The organism is Pseudomonas sp. IT-P176 (assembly GCF_949767245.1).
Taxonomy (GTDB): Bacteria; Pseudomonadota; Gammaproteobacteria; order Pseudomonadales; family Pseudomonadaceae; genus Aquipseudomonas.
The window spans coordinates 1-25,422 of record NZ_CATKPN010000034.1 but is presented as its reverse complement, the minus strand read 5'-3'; the positions used below and the strand labels follow the sequence as shown (position 1 = coordinate 25,422).

Here is a 25,422-nt window from a genome sequence, read left to right as displayed (position 1 = left end):
CGGGCAAGCCCGCTCCCACAGGGTCCTTCAATCACTGTGGGAGCGGGCTTGCCCGCGATGAGGCCCGCCAGTGCGCTACAAATTCACCTAGTGCGCCTCACCCGCCTTGAGCCCCGCCGGCAATGCCTTGGTCAGCAAAATCGCCAACATGCTCACCCCCAGCGCAATCCCGACGAAATGAAAGGCGTCGTTGTACGCCATGATCGATGCCTGCTGGTGGGCGATCTCACTGAGCTTGCCCAGCGCGGCCGTCTCGCTGCCAAAACGGTCGGTGAGGCTGGCCAGGCGTTCGGCCACTTGCGGATTGGTCGGCACGATGGCCTCGCGCAGGTAATCGAAATAGGTCTTGGTCCGGGCATCCAGCAGAGTGGCGAGCAGGGCAATGCCGATGGCGCCACCGAGGTTACGCAGGATGTTGAACAGGCTCGACGCCGAGCCGGCATCCTGGGGCAGGATGTAGGCGGTGGCGATCAGCGAGATGGTGACCATGATCAGCGGCTGCCCCAGCGCGCGGATGATCTGGATCTGATTGAACTGCGGCCCGGCAAAGTCCGGGTTGAGCACACCCGAAGAAAAACTCGCCAGGCCGAACAGGCCAAATCCCAGGGTGCACAGCCACTTCGGCGAGATGTACTGCATCAGCTTGGGCACTAGCGGAATCAGGAACAACTGGGGCACGCCCATCCACATGATCACTTCGCCGATCTGCAGCGCGTTGTAGTTCTGGATCTGTGCCAGGTACAGCGGCAACAGGTAGATCGAGCCATACAGCCCCACCCCCATGCCCAGGCTGGAGATACTCGACAGGCCGAAGTTGCGGTTGCGCAGGATGCCCAGGTTGATCAGCGGGTTGGGCTTGGACACCTGGACGATGACAAAGGTGATCAGGCTGACCAGGGCAATACTGCCCAGGGTCACGATCAGGCTCGACTCCAGCCAGTCCTTGCGATGGCCTTCCTCGAGGAATACCTGCAGGCAGCCCAGGCCGACACCCAAGGTGAGGATGCCGGTGTAGTCGGTGCTCTTGAGCAGTTCCCAGTGCGCTTCTTTCTTCTCCAGGCCATACATCAGACCGGCAATCATGATCAGGCCGGGCGGGATGTTGATGTAGAAGATGTACTCCCAGCCCCAGTTTTCCGTGAGCCAGCCACCCAGGGTCGGGCCGATGGAGGGGGCGAAGGTGGCGGTCATGGCGAACATGGCCATGCCTTTGGCGCGGTGGTGCTCGGGCAGCTTGATCAGGGTCAGGGTGAATGCCAGGGGGATCAGCGCGCCGCCGGTGAAGCCCTGCAAGGCGCGGAACACGATCATGCTTTCCAGGCTCCAGGCCATGGAGCAGAGCAGGGAGGCGAACAGGAAACCGGCCGAGACCCAGACCGCCAGGCGGCGTGCCGAGAGCAACTGCACCAGCCAGGCGGTGAGGGGGATCATGATGATTTCCGCCACCAGGTAGGAGGTGGAAATCCACGAGCCTTCCTCAAGCGTCGCCGACAGCGCGCCCTGGATGTCCTTGAGCGAGGAGTTGGTGATCTGGATGTCGAGTACCGCCATGAAGGCGCCGAGCATCACGCTCATCACCGCAATCCAGTCCCGCCGGGTCGGTTCGCCGACCGGGCGGATCAGTTGATCACCGGCCATCGACAGGGTCTTTGATGTTCACTTTGGCGGTGACCGACATGCCCGGGCGGATCTTGCCGTGCAACGGGTTATCCGCGGCAAACGTCAGCTTCACTGGAATCCGTTGCACCACCTTGGTGAAGTTGCCGGTGGCATTGTCTGGCGGCAGCAGGCTGAATTGGGCGCCGGAGGCGGCGAACAGGCTGTCGACCCGAGCTTCGATCGGGGTGTCGCCGTAGGCATCGAAAATCAGCTCGGCCTTTTGCCCGGGCTGCATGTGGCCGATCTGGGTTTCCTTGAAGTTGGCCTGAATCCAGATGTCCTGGTCCGGGACGATCGACAGCAGGTACGCGCCGGCTTGCACCACCTGGCCGTTGCGCGCCGCGCGCTGGCCGACCAGGCCGCTGATCGGCGAGTGGATCTCGCTGCGGGTCAGGTTCAGCTCGGCCTGGGCCAGGTCGGCCTGGGCGTTGGCGATCTGCGCGTCGAGGCGCTTGATTTCGGCGCTCAGGGCGTTGACCTGCTGGCGCTGTGCCTGGGCGTCGGCCTGGGCCTTGGTGACTTGTGAGCGGGCGATATGGTTTTCCGCCGACAGGGTGGTGACCCGTTCTTCCGAGACATAGCCGGGTTTGCGCAGCGTTTCGGCGCGGGACAGGTCTATTTGCGAGCGCCCCAGGCTGGCCTGGCTGGAGGCGACCTGGGCTTCGCTGGAGGCGATCAGGCTGGCTTGTTGCGTCAGTTTGCTCTGGGCCTGCAGGCGCTCTGCCTGGCGGGTGGCGAGGGCGGCGGCGGCGCGGTCGACGGCAAGGCGGAAGTCTTCACCTTCGAGACGGATCAGCAACTGGCCTTTTTCCACGTGCTGGTTGTCATGCACCAGCACCTCGTCGATGCGCGCGCTCAACTGGCTGGAAACACGGGTGATTTCACCCTGCACATAGGCGTTATCGGTGCTTTCGTAAAACCGTCCCTTGAAGAACCATTCGGCGAAAAAGCCGCCGGCGACCAGCAGGACGATAAACAGGAAGATAAACAGGCGACGCTTGAGTTGGGCAGGCATGGGCAGCTTGTAGTCGATAAAGTGTAAGGAAATTTAACAGGCGGTGAATCTGGCACATAGCCGACAGGTGGTAAATGCCACTAAATGATAATCAGGCATTTGCCGCTGTTAGCGCCTTTTGTAGCCTCAATCTTGGCTTATATGCCCTGCTCACTGGAGCCGGGCGGGTGTCGCCTGTTACCATTCGCCCTTTGTTTCATCTCCGCTTTTCATCATCTTTCGAGACACGCCATGACCACCGTCCGCACTCGCATCGCGCCATCGCCTACCGGCGATCCCCATGTCGGCACCGCTTACATCGCTTTGTTCAACTACTGCTTTGCCAAGCAGCATGGCGGTGAGTTCATCCTGCGCATTGAAGACACCGACCAGTTGCGCTCGACCCGCGAGTCCGAACAGCAGATTTTCGATGCCTTGCGTTGGCTGGGCATCGACTGGGCCGAAGGCCCGGACGTCGGCGGCCCGCACGGCCCGTACCGGCAGAGCGAGCGTGGCGAGATCTACCAGAAGTACTGCCAGCAGCTCGTGGAGATGGGCCACGCGTTCCCGTGCTTCTGCACCGCCGAGGAGCTGGACCAGATGCGCGCCGAGCAAATGGCTCGCGGCGAGACCCCGCGCTACGACGGTCGTGCCCTGCTGCTGTCCAAGGAAGAAGTGGCTCGCCGCCTGGCCGCTGGCGAACCTCACGTGATCCGCATGAAGGTGCCGACCGAAGGCGTCTGCGTGGTGCCGGACATGCTGCGTGGCGACGTCGAGATCCCGTGGGATCGCATGGACATGCAAGTGCTGATGAAGACCGACGGCCTGCCGACCTACTTCCTGGCCAACGTGGTCGATGACCACCTGATGGGCATCACCCACGTCCTGCGCGGCGAAGAGTGGCTGCCATCGGCGCCCAAACTGATCCTGCTGTACGAATACTTCGGTTGGGAACAGCCGGAGCTGTGCTACATGCCGCTGTTGCGCAACCCGGACAAGAGCAAGCTGTCCAAGCGCAAGAACCCGACCTCGGTGACCTTCTACGAGCGCATGGGCTTCATGCCGGAAGCGATGCTCAACTACCTGGGGCGCATGGGCTGGTCGATGCCGGACGAGCGCGAGAAGTTCTCCCTGCAAGAGATGGTCGACAACTTCGACCTCAAGCGCGTGTCCCTGGGCGGGCCGATCTTCGACATCGAGAAGCTGTCCTGGCTCAACGGCCAGTGGCTGCGTGACCTGCCGGTGGAAGAGTTTGCCAGCCGCCTGCAGACGTGGGCGCTGAACCCCGAGTACATGATGAAGATCGCCCCCCACGTGCAGGGTCGGGTGGAAACCTTCAGCCAGGTGGCACCGCTCGCCGGGTTCTTCTTCGCCGGTGGCGTCAACCCGGATGCCAAGCTGTTCGAATCCAAGAAGCTCTCGGGCGACCAGGTGCGCCAGTTGATGCAGTTGATCCTGTGGAAGCTGGAGAGCCTGCGTCAGTGGCAGAAGGACAACATCACCGCGACAATTCAGGCGGTGGTCGAATCCCTCGAGCTGAAACTGCGCGATGCCATGCCGTTGATGTTCGCCGCGATTACCGGCCAGGCGAGCTCGGTGTCGGTGCTCGACGCCATGGAAATCCTCGGCCCGGACCTGACCCGTTTCCGCCTGCGCCAGGCCATCGACCTGCTCGGTGGCGTGTCGAAGAAAGAAAACAAGGAGTGGGAAAAGCTGCTGGCCGCGATTGCCTGATTCCCTGCGGTAGCTCCTGGCAGGCCCTTGGCCTGTGCCAAACCCCCGGATTTCCGGGGGGAGGGCGGTAAGTGATTGTTATGTCGGCAAAAAATTTTAAATTTTTTGAAAAATAAGTTTGACAGGCATTCGATACGCCCTTAAGATTCGCCCCGTCCTCAGCGATGACATCAACGATGAGGGGCTATAGCTCAGCTGGGAGAGCGCTTGCATGGCATGCAAGAGGTCGACGGTTCGATCCCGTCTAGCTCCACCAATTTACACTTCAAGGTCTGGCCACACCGGCCTTGAAGCGATCAACACTCAGCGTTGATCAGTTGTATAGAAGGTTTGTGTCCCCTTCGTCTAGTGGCCTAGGACACCGCCCTTTCACGGCGGTAACAGGGGTTCGAGTCCCCTAGGGGACGCCAGTTTTACAGAAGTGATGTTGCAAGATGTCACTCCGCCGCGAGGCGAAAAATCCGGGGCTTTAGCTCAGCTGGGAGAGCGCCTGCATGGCATGCAGGAGGTCAGCGGTTCGATCCCGCTAAGCTCCACCAATTTTACACTTCAAGGTCTGGCCACACCGGCCTTGAAGCGATCAGTACTCAGCGCTGATCAGTGTATAGAAGGGTTTGCGTCCCCTTCGTCTAGTGGCCTAGGACACCGCCCTTTCACGGCGGTAACAGGGGTTCGAGTCCCCTAGGGGACGCCACGATTACCCGCTCTGCGGGATTTTATAAGGGTCATTCAATTATTGAATGGCCCTTTTGTTTGTCTGGCGTTTGGCCAATTCCCCCATACCCTCTCTGCTCTTCTGACCAACGGTCAAATCCAGCCCTTGCGTAAATTTATTATGAGAATAATATTTCCATCGTAATATTCGGAGGCAACGATGAACGACAAAAAAGCTCAAACCCGTGAACGCATTCTCCAGGCCGCCAGCTCTGCGCTGATTCAACGTGGCCCGGCGGAACCGAGCGTGGGCGAAGTGATGGGTGCGGCCGGCCTGACCGTCGGCGGCTTCTATGCGCACTTCGAAAGCAAGGACGCAATGATGCTGGAAGCCTTCACCCAGTTGCTCGGCCAGCGTCGGGCGTTGATCGCCGACATGGATGCCGAGCTGACCGGGGAAGAGCGCCGGGCGTTGGTCGCGGCGTTCTACCTGTCGCGCAAACACCGCGACTCCACCGAAAACGCCTGTCCGATTCCGGCGTCGGTGGGGGAGTTGGGTCGCCTGCCGGATGACTTCCGGGTGGCCTTGAACGAGCACGTCGAGCTGATGGTCGCGCAGTTGGCCAGCAGCCCGGAAGACGCCGATAAGGTCCTCGCGGACCTGGCGCTGATGGTGGGAGGCCTGGCCCTGGCGCGAGCGCTGGGAGCCGGTGAGTTGTCTGATCGATTGCTGCGTGCCGCCAAGTCGGCGGTGCTGTGACCTGAAGCGTTGGCCTTTGGAGATGAGCGATGAACACCTTGAGTTGGGTTCGCGGCGTTAACGGCACGTTGGGCTGGGTGGCGCCGAAGTTGATTGCGAACAAGATGCGTCAGGTGTTCATGACGCCGCGTGAATTGCCACCCCGTGACTGGGAGATGCCGCTGCTGGCCAGTGCCGAGCGCATTACCTTGCGCTTTGGGCTCTCGGCCTTGCGCTGGGGCCAGGGCCCGGCAGTGTTGCTGATGCATGGTTGGGAAGGGCGGCCGACCCAGTTCGCCAGCCTGATCAGCGCCCTGGTGGACGCCGGTTATACGGTGATTGCCCTGGACGGTCCTGCCCACGGTCGTTCGCCGGGACGCGAGGCCAACGTCGTACTGTTTGCCCGCGCCATGCTCGAAGCGGCGGCCGAGTTGCCGCCGCTGCAAGGGGTGGTCGGCCACTCCATGGGCGGCGCCAGTGCAATGCTTGCGGTGCAGTTGGGGCTGCGTACACAGACCCTGGTGAGCATCGCGGCACCGGCGCGGATTCTTGGCGTGCTGCGTGGTTTTGCCCGCTACTTCGGTTTGCCACCGCGTGCGCGCTCGGCGTTTATCCGCAAGGTCGAGCAGGATGTCGGCATGCAGGCTTCAAGGCTCGATGTCGCCCACTATCAATTGGATATGCCCGGATTGATTGTGCATGCCGAGGACGACACCTTTGTCCCGGTGAGCGAGTCGCAGCTGATCCACGAAGCCTGGTTCGACAGTCGCCTGCTGCGCCTGGAGGAGGGCGGTCACCAACGGGTGCTGGCCGACCCGCGAGTGATCGAAGGGGTGCTGGGATTGCTCGCGGGTAGCAGCCTGCAGGCGCGGCAATCGGCCTGATCATCCGTTACACTGCTCCCGGTCGAATAAGCGGACCGGGAGTGAGGCATGGGCTGGGATCGGGCAACACCCTTTGTGATTGACCTGCAGGTGGCCGCAGAGGACATCGACGGGCTGGGACACGCCAATAACGCGGTGTATGTCACCTGGCTCGAGCGCTGCGCCTGGCGCCACTCACAGCGCCTGGGGCTGGACCTGGTGGAGTATCGGCGGCTGGACCGGGCCATGGCCGTGGTGCGCCACGAGATCGATTACCTGGCAGCGGCCTATGAAGGTGACGAGTTGCAGTTGGCGACCTGGATCGTCGACTGGGACCAGCGCCTGAAAATGACCCGGCATTTCCAGTTGGTTCGCCCCAGTGACAACGCGACCCTGCTGCGCGCGCAAACCACCTTTGTCTGTATTGAACTGTCCAGCGGCAAGCCCAAGCGCATGCCCGCAGAGTTCATTGAAGGCTACGGCCCGGCGTTGCACGCTCGCGCCTGAACGGATTGATGAAATGCAAAAACGGCACCCGAGGGTGCCGTTTTTTTGTTGCTGCGATTCGCTTGAGCGATCAGCCCGCCAGGCCGGCTTGCTGGACCAGGGTCAGCAACGGTTGCGGGTAGACGCCCAGGAAGAACGCCAGGGCGGCGATGGCCAGCAGCATCACGCCACCAGCCTTTTGCTCCCAGTGCAGCTGAGCGTCGACGCGGCGCAGGTTAGGCTCGATCAGGAACAGGGTAACCATCACGCGCAGGTAGTAGAACACGCCGATGGCGCTACCCAGCACCAGCGAGCCGACCAGCCACCATTGGTGCGCTTCGACACCAGTGGCAATGATGTAGAACTTGCCGATGAAGCCTGCGGTCAGCGGGATGCCGGCCAGGGACAGCATCATCACGGTCAGCACGGCGGTCAGGTACGGACGGCGCCAGAACAGGCCGCGATACTCGTACAGGGCGTCGGCGTCACGGCCTTTGTACGGCGAGGACATCAGGGTGATCACGCCGAACGCGCCGAGGCTGGTGATCACGTAGGTGACCAGGTACACGCCGATGGCTTCCAGGGCCAGGCCCTTGCTCGCCACCAGGGCGATCAGCAGGTAGCCGAAGTGGGCAATGGAGGAGTAACCCAGCAGACGCTTGAGGTTGCTCTGGGTCAGTGCCAACAGGTTACCGAACAGGATCGAGGCAATCGCGATCACGGTCAGGACGTTGCTCAGCACGGCGGTGTTGGCGGCTGGGGAGATCTGGAACAGACGCACCATGACCGCAAACACTGCGACTTTCGAGGCAGTCGCCAGGAACGCGGCGACAGGGGCCGGAGCACCTTCGTACACGTCCGGCGTCCACAAGTGGAAAGGCACCAGGGACAATTTGAACGCCAGGCCCACCAGCATCATCGCCATGCCCAATTGCGCCAGCGGGCTGGCTGCGCCGCTGGCGGCCAGGGCGTGACCGATACCGCTGAAGCTCAGGCTGCCAGCATCGGCATAGAGCAGCGCCATGCCGAACAACAGGAACGCGGAACCGGCGGCCGACAGCACCATGTACTTGATGCCGGCTTCCAGCGAGCGCTTGTTGAAGAAGGCATACGCCACCAGACCGTAGACCGGTACCGAGAGCAGTTCCAGGCCGATGAACAAGCCGGCCAGGTGTTGCGCGCTGACCAGCACGATACCGCCGGCCGCAGCCAGCAGGATCAGCAGGTACAGCTCTTCGCGGTTGCCCGGGTAGCCAGTGCCGCCTTCGCCGAGGTAGGCGTGGGCGAGGGTGACGCAGGCCAGGGTCGCCACGAGGATCAGTGCGATGTACAGCAGCGCGAAGTTGTCGACCAGCATCAGCGGGGTGACGACCAGCGGCGCGACCTTGAGTGCCGGCAGGATAGACAGCAAGGCCAGGTTAAGACCCGCCACCGAGAGCAGGAACGTCTGTGAGTGGTTGCGGCGCCATGCGATAGCCAGCATCACCACAATCACGGTGAGGCTGGTGATCAACAGTGGCGCTAGCGCGATAAAGTGTTGAATCGTGAATTCCATAGCGCTCTTACCGGGCCGAAGCGAGTTGAGTGAAGGCGGTACCGAGCCATTGCTGCACACCATGCATCGTCGCAGCAGAGGTATCGAGGAACGGTTGCGGGTAGACGCCGAGGTAGATCAGCAGTACCGCAAGGCCGAGCACCATGATCAGTTCGCGAGCATCCATACCGTGCAGCACCGCGTCCGACTTGGACGGGCCGAAGTAGGCACGGTGGATCATGATCAGCGAGTAGACCGAACCGAACACCAGGCCGGAGGTGGCAATTGCGGTGATCCATGGCGCACTGGCGAAGGTGCCGATCAGGATCAGGAACTCACCGACGAAGTTGCCGGTACCCGGCAGGCCCAGGGAGGCGGCTGCGAAGAACAGGCTGATGGCCGGCAGGTAGGCGATCTTCGACCACAGGCCACCCATTTCACGCATGTCGCGGGTGTGGGTACGCTCGTACAACTGGCCGCTGAGGATAAACAGTGCCGCCGCGGACAGGCCGTGGGCAAGCATCTGGATCACCGCGCCTTGCAGGGCCAACTGGCTGCCGGAGTAGATACCGATCAGCACGAAGCCCATGTGCGAAACGCTGGAGAACGCGATCAGGCGCTTGATGTCGGTCTGGGCAAATGCCAGGAACGCACCGTAGAAGATCCCGACCAGGCCCAGGGCCATGGCGATCGGCGCGAACTCGGCCGAGGCGTTCGGGAACAGCGGCAGGGCGAAACGCAGCAGGCCGTAGGCCGCGGTTTTCAGCAAGATACCGGCGAGGTCGACGGAACCTGCGGTCGGTGCCTGGGCGTGAGCGTCAGGCAGCCAGGAGTGGAACGGCACCACGGGCAGCTTGACCGCGAAGGCGATGAAGAAGCCGAGCATCAGGATGTACTCGGTGGTCATCGACATCTTGGTTTTCAGCAGGTCGGCGTAGTTGAACGTAATCACGCCCGTGCTGTTGAAGTTGACCAGGACCAGACCGAGGATCGCCACCAGCATGATCAGGCCGGAAGCCTGAGTGAAGATGAAGAACTTGGTCGCCGCGTAGATCCGGGTTTTCTTGCCGTCCGAAGAACTGTGACCCCAGAGCGCGATGAGGAAGTACATCGGCACCAGCATCATTTCCCAGAAGAAGAAGAACATGAACAGGTCGAGGGCGAGGAACACGCCGACAACGCCGCCCAGGATCCACATCAGGTTCAGGTGGAAGAAACCCACGTGACGCTGAATCTCTTTCCAGGAGCAGAGTACCGAGAGGATACCCAGCAGGCCGGTCAGCAGGATCATCAACAGCGACAGGCCGTCGAGGGCCAGGTGCACGTTGATGCCAAAACGCTCGATCCAGACATGCTTGAACTCAAGCGCCCAGGTCGGATCGGCACCAGGTGCCGGAGCAAATGAATAGTCACCATGGGCCCACAGCCAGAGGCCGAGGGCGAGTTCCAGGGTCATGGTCAACAGCGCAATCCAGCGAGGGAGGGTGGCGCCGAAGCGCTCACCCATCCAGCACAGCAGGCCGCCGATGAAGGGGATCAGGATTAGCCAAGGCAGAATCATGACGGGCTCGTTTCCTTTCGCAAATTCGCAAGGTTCATATCAGACCGCTACCAGCACGATGGCGCCGATTACCAGCACGGCACCAGCAGCCATCGAGGCGGCGTACCAACGCAGTTGACCCGTCTCGGTGCGGCTCAGGGAGTTGTGACCCCCTTTGGCCAGACGCGGGATCAAACCGATGGTTTGGTCGAACGGGTCTTTGCGCAGCAGATGGCTGATCGCCAGGTACGGCTTGACGAACAGCTTGTCGTAGATCCAGTCGAAGCCCCAGGCGGCGAACCACCAGGCCGAGAGCAGACGGCCGATGCCGCTGTTGGCGATGGCCGTGACAAACCGACGCTTGCCCAGGAACAGCAGCGCGGCCAGCAGGATACCGGACAGGGCGATGGCGCCCGAGGCGATTTCCAGGCTGTGCTTGGCTTCGCCACCGGCATGCCCGACGCTTTGCGGCAGCACACCGTGCAGTGGCGGCACGATCATCGCGCCAATGGCGGTCGACAGTACGATCAGCACCGACAGTGGCAGCCAGTGGGCAATGCCGTGGCCGGCGTGGGCTTCGGTCTTCGCTTCACCGTGGAACGCGATGAAGATCAGGCGGAAGGTGTACAGCGAGGTCATGAATGCACCCACCAGGCCTGCGTACAGCAGGGCGTGGTTGCCGCTGGCAAAGGCTTCCCAGAGGATTTCGTCTTTCGAGTAGAAACCTGCGGTAACCAGTGGCAGGGCCGCGAGGGCCGCGCCGCCAACGATGAAGCTGGCGTACGCCAGTGGCAGCTTTTTCCACAGGCCGCCCATCTTGAAGATGTTCTGCTCGTGGTGGCAGGCCACGATCACCGCACCGGATGCGAGGAACAGCAGCGCCTTGAAGAAGGCGTGGGTCATCAGGTGGAAGATCGCGCCATCCCAGGCACCGACGCCCAGGGCCAGGAACATGTAGCCGATCTGGCTCATGGTCGAGTAGGCGAGGATACGCTTGATGTCGGTCTGGACCAGGGCGGCGAAACCCGCCAGCACCAGGGTCACACCGCCGACGATGCCGACCAGTTGCAGGATGTCCGGTGCCAGGGCAAACAGGCCGTGGGTACGGGCAATCAGGTAGACACCGGCGGTCACCATGGTCGCGGCGTGGATCAGTGCCGAAACCGGGGTTGGGCCGGCCATTGCGTCCGCCAACCAGGTTTGCAGCGGCAACTGAGCCGATTTACCGACCGCGCCACCCAGCAGCATCAGGGTCGCCAACACGATCCAGAAGTCGCCAGCCTGGAATTTCTGCGGTGCCAGCACCAGCAGTTCCTGGATGTTCAGCGTGCCCACCTGTTGGAACAGGATGAACAGGCCGATGGCCATGAACACGTCGCCGATACGGGTGACGATGAACGCCTTGAGTGCTGCGTTACCGTTGTTGCGGTTGCTGTAGTAGAAACCGATCAACAGGTAGGAGCACAGGCCCACGCCTTCCCAACCGAAGTACAGGAACAGCAGGTTATCGCCCAGCACCAGGAACAGCATGCTGGCGATAAACAGGTTGGTGTAGGCGAAGAAGCGCGAGTAGCCGGCTTCACCGCGCATGTACCAGGACGCGAACAGGTGGATCAGGAAGCCCACGCCCACTACTACGCCAAGCATGGTGACCGACAGGCCATCCAGGTACAGGGCGAAGTTGGGGGTGAAGCCTTCCACCGCCATCCACTGCCACAACACCTGGGTGTAGTGGCCGCCTTCAGGCGGTGCGACGTTGAACTGCCAGATCACGTAGGCAGTGACGATCGCCGAGAGGCCGATGGAGCCGACACCGATCAGCGCCGCGAGGTTTTCCGAGATGCGTCCGCGGGAGAACGACAGCAGCAGGAACCCGATCAGGGGGAATACGAAAGTCAGGAAGAGTAGGTTCATCCGCGCATCTCACTGGCAGCGTCGATATCGAGCGTGTGGAAGCGGCGATACAGTTGCAGCAGGATCGCCAGGCCGATACTGGCCTCGGCGGCTGCCAGGCTGATCACCAGGATGAACATGACTTGTCCATCCGGCTGGCCCCAACGTGCACCGGCAACGATGAATGCCAGGGCAGCGGCGTTCATCATCACTTCCAGGCTCATCAACACGAAAAGAATGTTGCGGCGGACCATCAGGCCGACCAGGCCGAGGCAGAACAGGATGCCGGCGACAGCCAGTCCATGCTCTAAAGGGATAGCAGGCATGAATTACTCCTTCGCCTCGTTGCGGCCCAAATGGAACGCCGTGACGGCTGCAGCGAGCAGCAGCATCGAGGCGAGTTCGACCACCAGCAGGTAAGGACCGAACAGGCTGATGCCCACGGCCTTGGCGTCCACGGTGGTAAGACCAATGGCAGCGCCGCTGGAGTGGCTGAACAGTACGTACAGCAGTTCAGCCAACAGCAGCGCAGCGAGCACGACCGGGCCCAGCCAGATACCGGGCTTGAGCCAGACACGTTCCTGCTGAACCGCGGCCGGGCCCAGGTTCAGCATCATCACCACGAACACGAACAGCACCATGATGGCGCCGGCGTAGGCAATCACTTCCAGGACCCCGGCAAATGGCGCACCGAGGCTGAAGAAGGTCATCGCCACGGCGATCAGCGAAATAATCAGGTAGAGCAGGGCGTGCACAGGGTTGGTGTTGGTGATCACACGAAGCGTGGACACCACCGCGATACCCGATGCGAAATAGAAAGCGAATTCCATCTTTCTTCCTTAAGGCAGCAAGCTCTTCACGTTGATCGGCTCGGCTTCATTTTGTGCGGAGCCTTTTGGCTTACCGGCAATGGCCATACCTGCAACACGATAGAAGTTGTAGTCAGGGTTTTTACCGGGACCGGAGATCAGCAGATCTTCTTTCTCGTAAACCAGGTCCTGACGCTTGAACTCGGCCATTTCGAAATCCGGCGTGAGCTGGATCGCGGTGGTCGGGCAGGCTTCTTCGCACAGGCCGCAGAAAATGCAGCGCGAGAAGTTGATACGGAAGAAGTCCGGGTACCAGCGACCGTCTTCGGTTTCAGCTTTCTGCAGCGAGATGCAGCCGACCGGGCAGGCCACGGCGCACAGGTTGCAGGCTACACAACGCTCTTCACCATCGGGGTCGCGGGTCAGGACGATACGGCCACGGTAGCGAGGCGGCAGGTACACCGCCTCTTCCGGGTATTGCAGGGTGTCGCGCTTGCGAAAGCCATGGCCGAAAACCATGATCAGGCTGCGCAACTGGGTACCAGTACCCTTAACGATGTCGCCAATATATTTGAACATGGGTCAAATCCTCACTGAACCGCGCCCGCAGGCGTGTTCAACAACACAACCGCAGCGGTCACCAGCAAATTGATCAGGGTCAGCGGCAGGCAGAATTTCCAGCTGAAATCCATCACCTGGTCATAACGCGGGCGCGGAATCGAAGCGCGCAGCAGGATGAACAGCATGATGAAGAACGCGGTCTTCAATGCGAACCAGAAGAAAGCCAGTTGCGGCAGGATGCCGAACGGACCGTGCCAGCCACCGAAGAACAGGGTGACCAGCAGCGCCGAGATCAGGATGATGCCGATGTACTCGCCGACGAAGAACATGCCCCACTTCATGCCGGCATATTCGATGTGGTAACCGTCGGCCAGTTCCTGTTCTGCTTCCGGCTGGTCGAACGGGTGACGGTGAGTCACGGCGACGCCAGCAACGAAGAAGGTACAGAAACCGAAGAACTGCGGAATGATGAACCACAGGTTCTGCGCCTGGTACTCGACGATGTCGCGCATGTTGAACGAGCCGACCTGAACCACGATGCCCATGAGCGCAAGGCCCATGAACACTTCGTAGGACACGGTCTGGGCCGAGGCACGCAAGGCACCCAGCAGGGCGAACTTGTTGTTGCTCGACCAGCCGGCGAACAGCACCGCGTAGACCGAAAGGCCGGCCATGGCGAAGAAGAACAGCAGGCCGATGTTCAGGTCCGCCACACCCCAGGTCGGGGTGATCGGGATGATCGCGAAGGCGATCAGCAAGGCGCTCATGGCCACGACCGGTGCCAGGGTGAAAATCACCTTGTCGGCAAACGGCGGGGTCCAGTCTTCCTTGAAGAACATCTTGAGCATGTCGGCGGCGATCTGGAACATGCCGAACGGGCCAACGCGGTTCGGACCATAACGGTCCTGCCACCAGCCCAGCAGGCGACGTTCGACGAAGCTGAGCAGGGCACCTGCAACCACCACGGCCAGCATCACCACCAGGGCCTTGACGACCGCGATGATGGTGTCGATCACTTCAGGGGTGAACCAGGTCATTGCGCTGCCTCCTGCAGACCGTCAACGGAAAAGCCTGCGATCGCTGGTGGAATGCCAGCCAGGCCGGCAGGCAAGGCCACCAGGCCAGCACCCAGCTGCTCATTGATGCGCAGTGGCAGACGCAGGGTCTGGCCGGCCACGTTCAGGCTCAGCAGGGCGCCATCGTTGACCCCCAGGCGATCGGCTTCGGACTTGGCCAGCGCCACGTAGGCCGCGGGAATGCGTTCTTGTACCGGGGCGGCCTTGGAAGAGTTCTCTTCGCTGCCGAGCAGGTGGAAGAACGGCACGACCTGCCAGGTACCCTGGGCCGGGTTGAAGGCGCGAGGCACATTGGCGAACCAGTTCAGCGCATCACCTGTGCTTTCGATCAGGCGGGTGCCTGGGTCGCCAGCGCGGATGTGACCACCGACTTCGTCCTGGAACTTGTTCCAGGCTTGCGGCGAGTTCCAGCCCGGGGACCAGGCGAATGGCACTTGCTGACGCGGCTCGACCGAACCCGAGTAACCTTCCATGGAGAAGGCGAACGCGGTGTCGTTGTCTTGCGGGGTGCGCGGCTCGTGCACGCTGATGTCGGCGCGCATGGCGGTCCGGCCGGAGTAACGCAGCGGCTCACGGGCGAGTTTCATGCCCTTGATGCGGAACGCGGCGGACGGGGCGGCATCGACGATGCGTGCCAGTTGCGGCGTGCTGGAAGCGACGGCAGCGGTCACGTGGTCGAGCTGGGTCCAGTCGATTGGCTGGTTCAGCAGGGTGGCGCGCAGGGCGTGCAGCCAGCGCCAGCCTTCGTGGACCAGGATGCTGGCGTCCATGTACTTCGGATCGAACACCTGGAAGAAGCGCTGGGCGCGACCTTCCTGGCTGACGAGGGTGCCATCGCCTTCGGCGAAGCTGGCAGCTGGCAGGACCAGGTGCGCGCGATCACTGGTGGCGGTCTTCTGATGGTCAGCGACGATCACTACTTTCGCGGCGCTCAGCGCTGCATCGACCTTGGCCTTGGTGGTGCGGGTGTACAGGTCGTTTTCCAGTACGACGATGGCGTCGGCCTGGCCGTCGATGACTGCTTGCAGGGCTGCATCGACCGATTCGCCACCGAGCATGGCCAGGCCGAGGCTGTTGGCCTCTGGCACGATCAGGCTGATGGAGCCGTTCTTCTCGCGCAGCTTCAGCGCCTTGGCGATGTTCGCGGCAGCTTCGATCAGCGCCTTGGAACCCAACGAGGTACCGGCAATGATCAATGGACGCTTGGCCGCGAGCAGGGCGTCGGCGATGCGCTTGGCCAGTTCGAGGGCTTCGCTGTCCAGGCCTTCAACGGCTGGAGCGCTGGCGTCGAGGGCGTGAGCCACGGCAAAACCGATGCGGGCCAGGTCGTCGGGCGCGGCGTGTACGCACTCTTCGGCGATGTCGTCGAGCTTGGTCTCAGCGATGCTGGCGATGAACAGCGGGTTCAGCGCGTGCTGGCCGATGTTCTTCACGGCGGCGTCGAGCCAAGGCTGGACGCGCATGGCGTCGGCCATGTCTTCAGCCTTGCCCTTGACCGATTGACGCAGGGACAGCGCCATGCGGGCGGCGGTCTGGGTCAGGTCTTCACCGAGGACGAAGATCGCGTCGTGGTCTTCGATGTCACGCATGTTCGGCACTGGCAGCGGGCTGTCGTTCAGCACTTGCAGGACCAGGCGAATACGCTCCAGCTCAGCGGCTTCGATACCGCTGTAGAAGTGCTCGGCGCCGACCAGCTCGCGCAACGCGTAGTTGCTTTCGAGGCTGGCCCGCGGCGAACCGATACCGACGATGTTGCGACCGCGCAGCAGGTCGGCGGCTTTATCCAGCGCTTCGTCGAGGCTCAGCTTGGCACCATTGGCCAGCAGAGGCTGACGCGGGCGGTCTTCGCGGTTGACGTAGCCATAACCGAAACGGCCACGGTCGCACAGGAAGTACTGGTTCACCGAACCGTTGAAACGGTTCTCGATGCGTCGCAGTTCGCCGTAGCGCTCACCCGGGGAGATGTTGCAACCGCTGGAGCAGCCATGGCAGATGCTCGGCGAGAACTGCATGTCCCACTTGCGGTTGTAGCGCTCGGAGTGAGTCTTGTCGGTGAACACACCGGTCGGGCAGACCTCGGTGAGGTTGCCGGAGAACTCGCTTTCCAGGGTGCCGTCTTCAACGCGACCGAAGTACACGTTGTCGTGGGCGCCGAACACGCCCAGGTCGGTGCCGCCGGCGTAGTCTTTATAGAAGCGCACGCAGCGGTAGCAGGCGATGCAGCGGTTCATCTCGTGGGAAATGAACGGGCCCAGTTGCTGGTTCTGGTGGGTACGCTTGGTGAAGCGGTAACGGCGCTCGTTGTGGCCGGTCATTACCGTCATGTCTTGCAGGTGGCAGTGACCGCCTTCCTCACAGACCGGGCAGTCGTGAGGGTGGTTGGTCATCAGCCATTCAACAACGCTGGCGCGAAAGGCCTTGGACTCTTCATCGTCGATGGAGATCCAGGTGCCATCGGTGGCAGGGGTCATGCAGGACATGACGATACGACCGCGGGTGTCGTTCTCGTCGGTGTACTGCTTGACCGCGCACTGGCGGCAAGCGCCAACGCTGCCAAGGGCGGGGTGCCAGCAGAAGTAAGGAATATCGAGGCCTAGCGACAGACATGCCTGTAACAGGTTGTCTGCCCCGTCGACTTCGAGCGCTTTGCCGTCTACGTGGATAGTGGCCATGGTTCAAAGTTCTTCGTTGGCCCGGTGTCAGCGGGCGTGGCTAATGGAATCTTGTCATTCGCGTGAGTCAAAACAGCCGCGGGCGGCGTCATCACACGAGAAGGCGAAGGGCACGGACCCTTCGCCTTGTTAAGCGTTACGCGCCGACTACGATCGGCCTTGCCAGGGGCGGGACGGCGGCGCTGATAGGCGCGATGCCGGCTTCGAACTCTGGACGGAAGTATTTGATAGCGCTGCCCAATGGCTCCACGGCACCCGGTGCGTGAGCACAGAAGGTCTTGCCTGGGCCGAGGAAGCCGACCAGACCCAGCAGGGTCTCGATGTCACCGGGCTGGCCTTCGCCTTTCTCGATAGCCATCAGCAGCTTGACGCTCCATGGCAAGCCATCGCGGCAAGGGGTGCAGAAACCGCACGACTCACGGGCGAAGAACTGTTCCATGTTGCGCAGCAGGGACACCATGTTGACGCTGTCGTCCACCGCCATGGCCAGGCCGGTACCCATACGGGTGCCCACCTTGGCGATGCCGCCGGCGTACATTTGTGCGTCCAGGTGTTCCGGCAGCAAGAAGCCGGTACCGGCGCCGCCTGGCTGCCAGGCCTTGAGCTTGAAGCCATCGCGCATGCCGCCCGCGTAGTCTTCGAACAGTTCGCGGCCGGTAACGCCGAATGGCAGCTCCCACAGGCCCGGGTTCTTGACCTTGCCGGAGAAGCCCATGAGCTTGGTGCCCATGTCTTCGCTGCCTTCGCGGGACAACGATTTGTACCAGTCCACGCCGTCGGCAATGATCGCCGGCACGTTGCACAGGGTTTCAACGTTGTTCACGCAGGTCGGCTTGCCCCACACACCTACGGCGGCAGGGAAGGGTGGCTTGGAGCGCGGGTTGGCGCGACGGCCTTCGAGGGAGTTGATCAGTGCGGTTTCTTCACCGCAGATGTAACGCCCGGCGCCGGTGTGCACGAACAGCTCGAAGTCGAAGCCTGAGCCCAGAATGTTTTTACCCAGCAGGCCAGCGGCCTTGGCTTCTTCCACGGCACGGTTGAGGTGCTTGGCGGCGGTGGTGTACTCGCCACGCAGGAAGATGTAGCCACGGTAGGTTTTCAGCGCGCGGGCGCTGATCAGCATGCCTTCGATCAGCAGATGGGGCAGTTGCTCCATCAGCATGCGGTCTTTCCAGGTGTTGGGCTCCATTTCATCCGCGTTGCACAGCAGGTAGCGGATGTTGATGGATTCGTCTTTTGGCATCAGGCCCCACTTCACACCCGTGGGGAAGCCCGCGCCACCGCGACCCTTGAGGCCGGCGTCTTTCACGGTCTGGACGATGTCGTCCTGGGCCATGTCGGCGAAGGCCTTGCGTGCCGCGGCGTAACCGTTCTTGGCCTGGTACTCGTCGAGCCATACAGCCTCGCCGTCGTCACGCAGGCGCCAGGTCAGCGGATGGGTCTCTGCCGAGCGCTTGATGCGGTTGGCCGGGCCGAAGGAAGTCAGGGTCATACGTAGCCCTCCAACAGTTTGGCAACGCCAGCAGGCTGTACGTCACCGAAAGTGTCGTCGTCGATCATCAACGCCGGCGCCTTGTCGCAGTTGCCGAGGCAGCAGACAGGCAGCAAGGTGAAACGACCGTCGGCAGTGGTCTGGCCGAGGCCGATCCCCAGTTTGCTCTGGATTTCACTGACCACCGACTCATGGCCGCCGATGTAGCAGACCATGCTGTCGCAGACGCGAATGATGTGGCGGCCCACTGGCTGGCGGAAGATCTGGCTGTAGAACGTCGCCACGCCTTCAACGTCGCTGGCCGGGATGCCGAGGATCTCGCCGATGGCGTACAGGGCGCCATCGGGCACCCAGCCACGTTCCTTCTGGACGATCTTCAGGGCTTCGATCGACGCCGCGCGCGGGTCTTCGTAGTGATGCAACTCGTGCTCGATGGCCGAGCGCTCGGTTTCACTCAAGGTGAAACGGTCTGTCTGGATAAGCGTGCTGTTCATGCTTAGCGGTCCACGTCGGCCATAACGAAGTCGATACTACCCAGGTACGCAATCAAGTCCGCGACCATGCTGCCTTTGATCACCGAAGGGATCTGCTGCAGGTGCGGGAAGCTTGGAGTACGAATCCGGGTGCGGTAGCTCATGGTGCCGCCGTCGCTCGTCAGGTAGTAACTGTTGATGCCCTTGGTCGCTTCGATCATCTGGAAGGATTCGTTGGCCGGCATCACCGGGCCCCACGAAACTTGCAGGAAGTGCGTGATCAGGGTCTCGATGTGCTGCAGCGTGCGCTCTTTAGGCGGCGGCGTGGTCAGCGGGTGATCCGCCTTGTACGGGCCTTCCGGCATGTTGCGCATGCACTGGTCGATGATCTTGATGCTCTGGCGCATTTCTTCGACGCGCACCATGCAGCGGTCGTAGGCATCGCCATTGGCTGCCAGCGGGACTTCGAACTCGAAGTTCTCGTAGCCCGAGTACGGACGCGCCTTGCGCAGGTCGAAATCGCAACCGGTGGAACGCAGGCCGGCACCGGTGACGCCCCATTCCAGGGCCTCTTTGGTGTTGTAGGCAGCGACGCCGATGGTCCGACCCTTGAGGATGCTGTTCTGCAGGGCGGCCTTGGTGTACTCGTCGAGGCGCTTTGGCAGCCATTCAACGAAGTCCTTGACCAGTTTTTCCCAGCCGCGTGGCAGGTCGTGGGCGACACCGCCGATGCGGTACCAGGCCGGGTGCAGGCGAAAGCCGGTAATGGCTTCGATCACCGTGTACGCCTTCTGGCGGTCGGTGAAGGTGAAGAACACCGGGGTCATGGCGCCGACGTCCTGGATGTAGGTACCCAGGAACAGCAGGTGGCTGGTGATCCGGAAGAACTCGGCCATCATGATGCGGATGACGTCGACCTTCTCGGGCACCTTGATGCCGGCCAGCTTCTCGACCGAGAGCACGTACGGCAGGTTGTTCATCACGCCGCCGAGGTAGTCGATACGGTCGGTGTACGGGATGAAGCTGTGCCAGGACTGACGCTCGGCCATTTTCTCGGCACCACGGTGGTGGTAGCCGATGTCCGGTACGCAGTCGACGATCTCTTCGCCGTCCAGCTGCAGGATGATGCGGAACGCACCGTGAGCCGAAGGGTGGTTGGGACCCAGGTTGAGGAACATGTAGTCCTCATTCGCCCCGGAACGTTTCATGCCCCAGTCTTCAGGCTTGAAGCGCGCGGCTTCTTCCTCAAGCTGTTGCTTGGCCAGGGTCAGGCTGAACGGGTCGAACTCGGTGGCGCGGGCCGGGAAGTCCTTGCGCAGCGGGTGACCTTCCCAGGTCGGCGGCATCATGATGCGCGACAGGTGCGGGTGACCTTTGAAGTCGATGCCGTACATGTCCCAGACTTCACGTTCGTACCAGTTGGCGTTGGGCCAGATGCTGGTGACGGACGGCACGCTGAGGTCGCTCTCGGACAAGGCGACCTTGATCATTACGTCACTATTACGTTCGATCGACATCAGGTGGTAGAACACGGTGAAGTCGACGCCGCCAGGCAGCCCTTGACGCTTGGTGCGCAGACGCTCGTCCACGCCATGCAGGTCATAGAGCATGACGTACGGCTTGGGCAGGTTGCGCAGGAAGGTCAGGACTTCGACGAGTTTGGCACGGGCAACCCAAAGCACCGGCATGCCGGTGCGGGTAGGCTGGGCAGTGAATGCCTCAGGGCCAAAGCGGTTGTTCAGTTCGACGACCACATCCTGGTCGTCTGCCTTGTAAGGCGGGATGTACAGAGCACTGCCTGTAGTCATGGTTATTTATCGCTTTCGGTCAACGTAAAGAATGAAGCCAGTTTTCGGTTTCTTTGCAGGAACAGATCTGGATCAGACTTCGTCGGGGCTGCGCAGGTTGGTGACTGCGATTCGCTGTTCGCGGCGCTGTTCCTTTTGCGAAGGCATCTCGGCGCGGTACACGCCTTGATCGCCGACGACCCAGGAAAGCGGGCGACGCTCTTGGCCAATCGACTCCTGCAGCAGCATCAGGCCTTGCAGGAAAGCTTCAGGGCGGGGCGGGCAGCCAGGCACGTAGACGTCCACGGGCAGGAACTTGTCCACTCCCTGAACCACGGAGTAGATGTCGTACATGCCACCGGAGTTGGCGCACGAGCCCATGGAGATTACCCACTTCGGCTCGAGCATTTGCTCGTAGAGACGCTGAATGATCGGCGCCATCTTGATGAAGCAGGTACCGGCGATAACCATGAAATCCGCCTGGCGCGGCGATGCCCGGATAACCTCGGCGCCAAAGCGCGCGATGTCGTGGGGCGCCGTGAAGGCAGTGGTCATTTCCACGTAGCAGCACGAAAGGCCGAAGTTGTACGGCCACAGGGAGTTCTTACGTCCCCAGTTGACCGCGCCGTTCAGCACGTCTTCGAGCTTGCCCATGTAGATGTTTTTGTGGACTTGATCTTCTAACGGATCGGAAACGGTTTCCCGCTCGCCGATCGGGTACTGCTCGTTAGGAGCATCCGGGTCGATCCTGGTGAGATTGTATTGCATTGCCAAAGCCTCATTGTTTCAGCTTCGCCTGCCGCTTACGACGAGCTTCCGGAGCCCAGTCAAGGGCGCCCACTCGAAATAGGTAGACAAGACCTGCCAACAGAATTGCTATGAAAACGAGAGCTTCGACGAATCCGGTCCAGCCGCTTTCGCGGACGGACACAGACCATGCAAAGAGAAAGAGGGCTTCGATATCGAAGATCACGAACAACATCGCGACCAGATAGAATTTGGCTGAGAGCCGCAAGCGGGCGCCACCTGTAGGTAGCATGCCGGACTCGAACGGTTCGTTTTTGCTGCGGCCCCAGGCTTTTGACCCGAGGAGGCTGGAGACGCCGAGCATGAAGGCACAAAGGCCGCCGACACCCAGAAGGAAAATGGCAAAGCCCCAGTTGTGGGCCATGAGTCCTGTCGCTTCGGGCATGCTGGTAATCCTTAACAGAGAGCAAGGGTCTCTGAGCTTGATAAAGAAATAAAGCAGTGACGATATGTCGCAGCGCAATCAATCGCGGTGATTTTATGGCTAAACACCGTGCAAGTAAAATTCCTATAGCGAAATTATTTATAGGAATAAGGACATAGCGCACCTGCGAGGCCCTGCAGCCCGTGCGGTACGGGCATTAGCCGGGGTTTTGTTAATTATGTTTTGTGGCTGTTGCAATGAATATAGTTTGAGTTGAATGATAATCAATATTATTTGTGGCGGTTTTTAAACTATTCCACGGCCGGGTAAGCGCAAAGTTACGGTTACTTGCCTGCTACAGCAAGTTGCCCGGGGGCAGGTTTTAACCGTTTTGACCATTGCCGACACCGCTCTGGATCAATGTTTTGCTTCATGCGTCCTGTGGGAGGGGCGCGCACGGTGTTCGTGGGATCCCACGCAAAAAAAACGCCCCGAACCAGTCGGGGCGTCAGATTTTCGGCATTGCAGTTAGCTTTCTACCAGGTCTGCGATGGCCGTGTGCTCAAGGCGAAGGCGATCAGTGGAACTGTTCTTCTTCGGTGGAGCCGGTCAGTGCGGTCACCGAAGACGAGCCGCCCTGGATCACGGTGGTCATGTCGTCGAAGTAGCCAGTGCCCACTTCCTGCTGGTGCGCCACGAAGGTATAGCCTTTGGCAGCGTCAGCGAATTCCTGCTCTTGCAGCTTCACGTAGGCAGTCATGTCGTTGCGGGCGTAGTCGTGCGCCAGGTTGAACATGCTGTGCCACATGTTGTGAATGCCAGCCAGGGTGATGAACTGGTGCTTGTAGCCCATGGCGGACAGTTCGCGCTGGAACTTGGCGATGGTCGCGTCGTCCAGGTTTTTCTTCCAGTTGAAGGAAGGCGAGCAGTTGTACGACAGCAGTTGGTCCGGGTATTCCTTCTTGATCGCTTCAGCGAAGCGACGAGCTTCGTCCAGGTCCGGCTTGGCGGTTTCGCACCAGATCAGGTCGGCGTACGGAGCGTAAGCCAGGCCGCGAGCGATGGCCTGGTCCAGGCCGGCGCGCACTTTGTAGAAGCCTTCCTGGGTGCGTTCGCCAGTCACGAATGGCTGGTCGTACGGGTCGCAGTCGGAAGTCAGCAGGTCAGCGGCGTTAGCGTCGGTACGGGCCAGGATGATGGTCGGAGTACCGGCGACGTCAGCTGCCAGACGAGCAGCGGTCAGCTTCTGTACAGCTTCCTGGGTAGGAACCAGTACCTTGCCGCCCATGTGCCCGCATTTTTTCACGGAAGCCAGTTGGTCTTCGAAGTGAACGCCGGCAGCGCCTGCCTCGATCATGCTCTTCATCAGCTCGTAGGCGTTCAGGACGCCGCCGAAACCAGCTTCAGCGTCAGCCACGATGGGTGCGAAGTAGTCGATGTAGCCTTCGTCGCCCGGGCCTTTGCCGGCTTTCCACTGGATCTGGTCAGCACGACGGAACGAGTTGTTGATGCGCTTGACCACGGTCGGTACCGAGTCAACCGGGTACAGCGACTGGTCTGGGTACATCGATTCGGCGGAGTTGTTGTCCGCAGCCACTTGCCAGCCAGACAGGTAGATCGCCTGGATACCGGCTTTGACTTGTTGTACAGCCTGGCCGCCGGTCAGGGCGCCCATGCAGTTGACGAAATCTTTCTCAGGGCGGAAGGACGGCTTGGCGCCCTGGGTCACCAGGTTCCACAGCTTCTCGGCGCCCAGTTTTGCAAAGGTGTGCTCAGGTTGAACCGAGCCGCGCAGGCGGACGACGTCAGCAGCGGAGTAAGCGCGTGTCACGCCTTTCCAGCGTGGGTTTTCAGCCCAGTCTTTTTCGAGGGCTGCAATTTGCTGTTCGCGTGTCAGTGCCATGGAGATAAACCTCGTCGCATAGGTCTTGGTGGAAAATTCCGTTTGCCGGGTACGCGTGTCAAAAGGCGTAACAGGCTGCTCGCTGACCAGAAGCTTGGCCGGTCAAGGCGGGTTTGGCGGGGGTGGCGACGGGATGAACGATGAGCTCGAGGATGGAGGCTGAGCAGGTAAGGGCGAGCTGTCGGGCGCATTCGGGCGTCGTGGGCCTGGTGCGAACATCAGTGGTGTGCCGGGTTACCTATTTACGCTTCCGTCCCTCGGGACAACTTCGTTCCAGTCGGCAACCTCGTCAAACACACCTTGTGGGCGGTACAGACACGAAACGGCTCGCAGGGTAGTTGCAAGCAACGCTTCGAAGGCCCTTGCCAGGGCCTCTGATTAGCGGGAGCGAGGCCATCATGCCTTTGCTTTTTTGCCTCGTCAAACGTTTTGTAGTGCTTTTTTTCAAGCACTACATCTTTGGTCTAATACGACTAATCAGTCAGTTTTCGGTGAGTTAGTCCAAGGTATCGACTTTCACCCGCAAGCTCAGGTCATCCCGGCCTTGGGTCCCATAGGTACGGGTCATGCCCTGTTTATCGGCCTGGGTCTGGCGGTTGATCCCGGCCAGGGTGATCCATTGGCCCAGGCGGCCGCTGACACTTGTGTCGGTGCTTTGCACATTCACTACATCGGGACGTTCCTGGCTCATGCGGTCACGGTTGGTGCTGATGGCCAGGTGCACGGTTTCGCCGGTGACGCTGGCGGTCACGTAAAAACCCTGGGTGACATTGCGGTATTCGGTCTGGCTTTGCAGGCGGCCGTAAGTGTCGGTCCCGGTGCTGGTGAGCGGGACGCTCTGGCCGGTCTGGATCAGTGCCGGCACGCCTTCGCTGGCCTGGATCTGCTGGATGCCGCCTTCGCGACTGGCGGTGCTGTAGCTGATTATCTGAGTCTGCTGGTCGCTGCTGTCCTGCTGGTTGTTCTGGTTGGTGTCGACGGTGATCAGCAGGCGTTTTGGCGCGGTGTCGAGCTGGCTAAGCAGGGCCTTAAGTTCGTCGATCCTGGCGGGATCTGCGTTGACAATCAGTTGATTGCCATAGGCGCTGACGGTGCCGTCCTTGCCGATGAAATTCTGTGCCACGGGGAGCAGGTCGGCGCTGGTGCGGTGGTTGAGCGGCACCACTTCGGTCGCCGCCATGGCCGCAAAGCTGCAGCCGAGCAGCAGGGTGGTGAGCAGGGCGCGTAGGGACATATCCGTTATCTCCGCATTCAAGTGTCTTGATAGTGCCAGTTTGTCGGCCTGCGGTGGAGCAAGTTGAATCGTCGACAGCAAAACGCCCCGGCATCGTTGGATGGCGGGGCGTTCTGGGTGGTTCTGATAGTGCTATCGCGGGCAAGCG

Annotated in this window: 21 protein-coding genes and 4 tRNA genes; 8 read left to right on the top strand and 17 right to left on the bottom strand. The window is 61.2% G+C overall.

What is annotated here, in order from left to right; all coding sequences use genetic code 11:
- Window positions 1-87: 87 nt before the first annotated feature.
- Both ACM6IP_RS05720 and ACM6IP_RS05715 read right to left on the bottom strand, forming a co-directional pair.
- The gene (locus ACM6IP_RS05720; RefSeq protein ID WP_177440576.1) at window positions 88-1,578 is read right to left on the bottom strand and encodes an MDR family MFS transporter; all 1,491 of its coding nucleotides are present in this window, start codon (window positions 1,576-1,578) and stop codon (window positions 88-90) included.
- Between the two features lie 49 nt (window positions 1,579-1,627).
- Window positions 1,628-2,674: an HlyD family secretion protein gene (locus ACM6IP_RS05715; RefSeq protein WP_095165253.1), complete on the bottom strand. Its 1,047-nt coding sequence runs from the start codon at window positions 2,672-2,674 to the stop codon at window positions 1,628-1,630.
- Between the two features lie 231 nt (window positions 2,675-2,905).
- On the opposite strand from ACM6IP_RS05715, the gene gltX reads away from it, so the two are divergent.
- The 8 genes from gltX (at window position 2,906) to ACM6IP_RS05675 (ending at window position 7,150) form a co-directional block, all read left to right on the top strand.
- The gene (gene gltX / locus ACM6IP_RS05710) at window positions 2,906-4,387 is read left to right on the top strand and encodes a glutamate--tRNA ligase (RefSeq protein WP_095165252.1); all 1,482 of its coding nucleotides are present in this window, start codon (window positions 2,906-2,908) and stop codon (window positions 4,385-4,387) included.
- A 180-nt stretch (window positions 4,388-4,567) separates the two neighbouring features.
- A tRNA-Ala gene (locus ACM6IP_RS05705) sits at window positions 4,568-4,643 on the top strand.
- Between the two features lie 78 nt (window positions 4,644-4,721).
- A tRNA-Glu gene (locus ACM6IP_RS05700) sits at window positions 4,722-4,797 on the top strand.
- 53 nt (window positions 4,798-4,850) lie between these two features.
- Window positions 4,851-4,926: transfer RNA gene (locus ACM6IP_RS05695), tRNA-Ala, on the top strand.
- 79 nt (window positions 4,927-5,005) lie between these two features.
- Window positions 5,006-5,081 (top strand) — tRNA-Glu (locus ACM6IP_RS05690).
- Between the two features lie 180 nt (window positions 5,082-5,261).
- Window positions 5,262-5,801 carry a TetR/AcrR family transcriptional regulator gene (locus tag ACM6IP_RS05685; RefSeq protein ID WP_159996956.1) on the top strand — a complete coding sequence of 180 codons (540 nt, stop codon included), beginning with the start codon at window positions 5,262-5,264 and terminating at the stop codon, window positions 5,799-5,801.
- A gap of 29 nt (window positions 5,802-5,830) precedes the next feature.
- Window positions 5,831-6,664: an alpha/beta fold hydrolase gene (locus tag ACM6IP_RS05680; protein WP_159996954.1), complete on the top strand. Its 834-nt coding sequence runs from the start codon at window positions 5,831-5,833 to the stop codon at window positions 6,662-6,664.
- A gap of 48 nt (window positions 6,665-6,712) precedes the next feature.
- Window positions 6,713-7,150, top strand: a complete 438-nt coding sequence (locus ACM6IP_RS05675) for an acyl-CoA thioesterase (RefSeq protein WP_159996952.1) — start codon at window positions 6,713-6,715, stop codon at window positions 7,148-7,150.
- Between the two features lie 70 nt (window positions 7,151-7,220).
- Here ACM6IP_RS05675 and nuoN read toward each other — a convergent pair whose 3' ends face one another.
- From nuoN to ACM6IP_RS05600, 15 genes are all read right to left on the bottom strand, one after another.
- A complete protein-coding gene (gene nuoN, locus ACM6IP_RS05670; RefSeq protein WP_159996950.1) occupies window positions 7,221-8,684 on the bottom strand; it encodes an NADH-quinone oxidoreductase subunit NuoN in 1,464 nt (487 codons plus the stop codon).
- A 7-nt stretch (window positions 8,685-8,691) separates the two neighbouring features.
- Window positions 8,692-10,224: an NADH-quinone oxidoreductase subunit M gene (gene nuoM / locus ACM6IP_RS05665; RefSeq protein WP_159996948.1), complete on the bottom strand. Its 1,533-nt coding sequence runs from the start codon at window positions 10,222-10,224 to the stop codon at window positions 8,692-8,694.
- Between the two features lie 39 nt (window positions 10,225-10,263).
- Window positions 10,264-12,117 carry an NADH-quinone oxidoreductase subunit L gene (gene nuoL / locus ACM6IP_RS05660; RefSeq protein WP_159996946.1) on the bottom strand — a complete coding sequence of 618 codons (1,854 nt, stop codon included), beginning with the start codon at window positions 12,115-12,117 and terminating at the stop codon, window positions 10,264-10,266.
- On the bottom strand, window positions 12,114-12,422 hold the full coding sequence (nuoK, locus tag ACM6IP_RS05655) for an NADH-quinone oxidoreductase subunit NuoK (RefSeq protein ID WP_093421177.1): 309 nt from the start codon (window positions 12,420-12,422) through the stop codon (window positions 12,114-12,116). Before nuoK ends, nuoL begins: the two co-directional genes overlap by 4 nt.
- Window positions 12,423-12,425: 3 nt before the next feature.
- Window positions 12,426-12,926 carry an NADH-quinone oxidoreductase subunit J gene (gene nuoJ / locus ACM6IP_RS05650; protein ID WP_095165244.1) on the bottom strand — a complete coding sequence of 167 codons (501 nt, stop codon included), beginning with the start codon at window positions 12,924-12,926 and terminating at the stop codon, window positions 12,426-12,428.
- A gap of 9 nt (window positions 12,927-12,935) precedes the next feature.
- Window positions 12,936-13,484 carry an NADH-quinone oxidoreductase subunit NuoI gene (nuoI, locus tag ACM6IP_RS05645; RefSeq protein WP_042559871.1) on the bottom strand — a complete coding sequence of 183 codons (549 nt, stop codon included), beginning with the start codon at window positions 13,482-13,484 and terminating at the stop codon, window positions 12,936-12,938.
- A gap of 11 nt (window positions 13,485-13,495) precedes the next feature.
- The gene (nuoH, locus tag ACM6IP_RS05640; protein ID WP_095165243.1) at window positions 13,496-14,503 is read right to left on the bottom strand and encodes an NADH-quinone oxidoreductase subunit NuoH; all 1,008 of its coding nucleotides are present in this window, start codon (window positions 14,501-14,503) and stop codon (window positions 13,496-13,498) included.
- Window positions 14,500-17,214 (bottom strand): NADH-quinone oxidoreductase subunit NuoG, encoded by a 2,715-nt coding sequence (gene nuoG / locus ACM6IP_RS05635; protein ID WP_095165242.1) that lies wholly within the window; start codon window positions 17,212-17,214, stop codon window positions 14,500-14,502. The genes nuoH and nuoG overlap by 4 nt, the downstream gene beginning before the upstream one ends.
- Window positions 17,215-17,350: 136 nt before the next feature.
- On the bottom strand, window positions 17,351-18,706 hold the full coding sequence (nuoF, locus tag ACM6IP_RS05630; RefSeq protein ID WP_414861132.1) for an NADH-quinone oxidoreductase subunit NuoF: 1,356 nt from the start codon (window positions 18,704-18,706) through the stop codon (window positions 17,351-17,353).
- The gene (gene nuoE, locus ACM6IP_RS05625) at window positions 18,703-19,200 is read right to left on the bottom strand and encodes an NADH-quinone oxidoreductase subunit NuoE (protein ID WP_008020715.1); all 498 of its coding nucleotides are present in this window, start codon (window positions 19,198-19,200) and stop codon (window positions 18,703-18,705) included. Before nuoE ends, nuoF begins: the two co-directional genes overlap by 4 nt.
- A gap of 2 nt (window positions 19,201-19,202) precedes the next feature.
- Window positions 19,203-20,987: an NADH-quinone oxidoreductase subunit C/D gene (nuoC, locus tag ACM6IP_RS05620; protein WP_095165240.1), complete on the bottom strand. Its 1,785-nt coding sequence runs from the start codon at window positions 20,985-20,987 to the stop codon at window positions 19,203-19,205.
- A 72-nt stretch (window positions 20,988-21,059) separates the two neighbouring features.
- The gene (locus ACM6IP_RS05615; protein ID WP_093421209.1) at window positions 21,060-21,734 is read right to left on the bottom strand and encodes a NuoB/complex I 20 kDa subunit family protein; all 675 of its coding nucleotides are present in this window, start codon (window positions 21,732-21,734) and stop codon (window positions 21,060-21,062) included.
- A 10-nt stretch (window positions 21,735-21,744) separates the two neighbouring features.
- Window positions 21,745-22,158 carry an NADH-quinone oxidoreductase subunit A gene (locus ACM6IP_RS05610; protein WP_007905050.1) on the bottom strand — a complete coding sequence of 138 codons (414 nt, stop codon included), beginning with the start codon at window positions 22,156-22,158 and terminating at the stop codon, window positions 21,745-21,747.
- Between the two features lie 556 nt (window positions 22,159-22,714).
- The gene (aceA, locus tag ACM6IP_RS05605; RefSeq protein WP_008032724.1) at window positions 22,715-24,040 is read right to left on the bottom strand and encodes an isocitrate lyase; all 1,326 of its coding nucleotides are present in this window, start codon (window positions 24,038-24,040) and stop codon (window positions 22,715-22,717) included.
- Window positions 24,041-24,536: 496 nt separating this feature from the next.
- Complete coding sequence (locus ACM6IP_RS05600; RefSeq protein ID WP_159996940.1) at window positions 24,537-25,274, bottom strand: secretin N-terminal domain-containing protein; 738 nt, start codon at window positions 25,272-25,274, stop codon at window positions 24,537-24,539.
- Window positions 25,275-25,422 lie beyond the last annotated feature (148 nt).

Bases quoted from the DNA above. Each gene is read 5' to 3' on its own strand.
- ACM6IP_RS05715 (WP_095165253.1), bottom strand. From the start codon at position 2,674: ATGCCTGCCCAACTCAAGCGTCGCCTGTTTATCTTCCTGTTTATCGTC.
- gltX (WP_095165252.1), top strand. From the start codon at position 2,906: ATGACCACCGTCCGCACTCGCATCGCGCCATCGCCTACCGGCGATCCC.
- ACM6IP_RS05685 (WP_159996956.1), top strand. From the start codon at position 5,262: ATGAACGACAAAAAAGCTCAAACCCGTGAACGCATTCTCCAGGCCGCC.
- ACM6IP_RS05680 (WP_159996954.1), top strand. From the start codon at position 5,831: ATGAACACCTTGAGTTGGGTTCGCGGCGTTAACGGCACGTTGGGCTGG.
- ACM6IP_RS05675 (WP_159996952.1), top strand. From the start codon at position 6,713: ATGGGCTGGGATCGGGCAACACCCTTTGTGATTGACCTGCAGGTGGCC.
- nuoN (WP_159996950.1), bottom strand. From the start codon at position 8,684: ATGGAATTCACGATTCAACACTTTATCGCGCTAGCGCCACTGTTGATC.
- nuoM (WP_159996948.1), bottom strand. From the start codon at position 10,224: ATGATTCTGCCTTGGCTAATCCTGATCCCCTTCATCGGCGGCCTGCTG.
- nuoL (WP_159996946.1), bottom strand. From the start codon at position 12,117: ATGAACCTACTCTTCCTGACTTTCGTATTCCCCCTGATCGGGTTCCTG.
- nuoK (WP_093421177.1), bottom strand. From the start codon at position 12,422: ATGCCTGCTATCCCTTTAGAGCATGGACTGGCTGTCGCCGGCATCCTG.
- nuoJ (WP_095165244.1), bottom strand. From the start codon at position 12,926: ATGGAATTCGCTTTCTATTTCGCATCGGGTATCGCGGTGGTGTCCACG.
- nuoI (WP_042559871.1), bottom strand. From the start codon at position 13,484: ATGTTCAAATATATTGGCGACATCGTTAAGGGTACTGGTACCCAGTTG.
- nuoH (WP_095165243.1), bottom strand. From the start codon at position 14,503: ATGACCTGGTTCACCCCTGAAGTGATCGACACCATCATCGCGGTCGTC.
- nuoG (WP_095165242.1), bottom strand. From the start codon at position 17,214: ATGGCCACTATCCACGTAGACGGCAAAGCGCTCGAAGTCGACGGGGCA.
- nuoF (WP_414861132.1), bottom strand. From the start codon at position 18,706: ATGACCCTGACTTCCTTCGGCCCGGCCAACCGCATCAAGCGCTCGGCA.
- nuoE (WP_008020715.1), bottom strand. From the start codon at position 19,200: ATGAACAGCACGCTTATCCAGACAGACCGTTTCACCTTGAGTGAAACC.
- nuoC (WP_095165240.1), bottom strand. From the start codon at position 20,987: ATGACTACAGGCAGTGCTCTGTACATCCCGCCTTACAAGGCAGACGAC.
- ACM6IP_RS05615 (WP_093421209.1), bottom strand. From the start codon at position 21,734: ATGCAATACAATCTCACCAGGATCGACCCGGATGCTCCTAACGAGCAG.
- ACM6IP_RS05610 (WP_007905050.1), bottom strand. From the start codon at position 22,158: ATGCCCGAAGCGACAGGACTCATGGCCCACAACTGGGGCTTTGCCATT.
- aceA (WP_008032724.1), bottom strand. From the start codon at position 24,040: ATGGCACTGACACGCGAACAGCAAATTGCAGCCCTCGAAAAAGACTGG.
- ACM6IP_RS05600 (WP_159996940.1), bottom strand. From the start codon at position 25,274: ATGTCCCTACGCGCCCTGCTCACCACCCTGCTGCTCGGCTGCAGCTTT.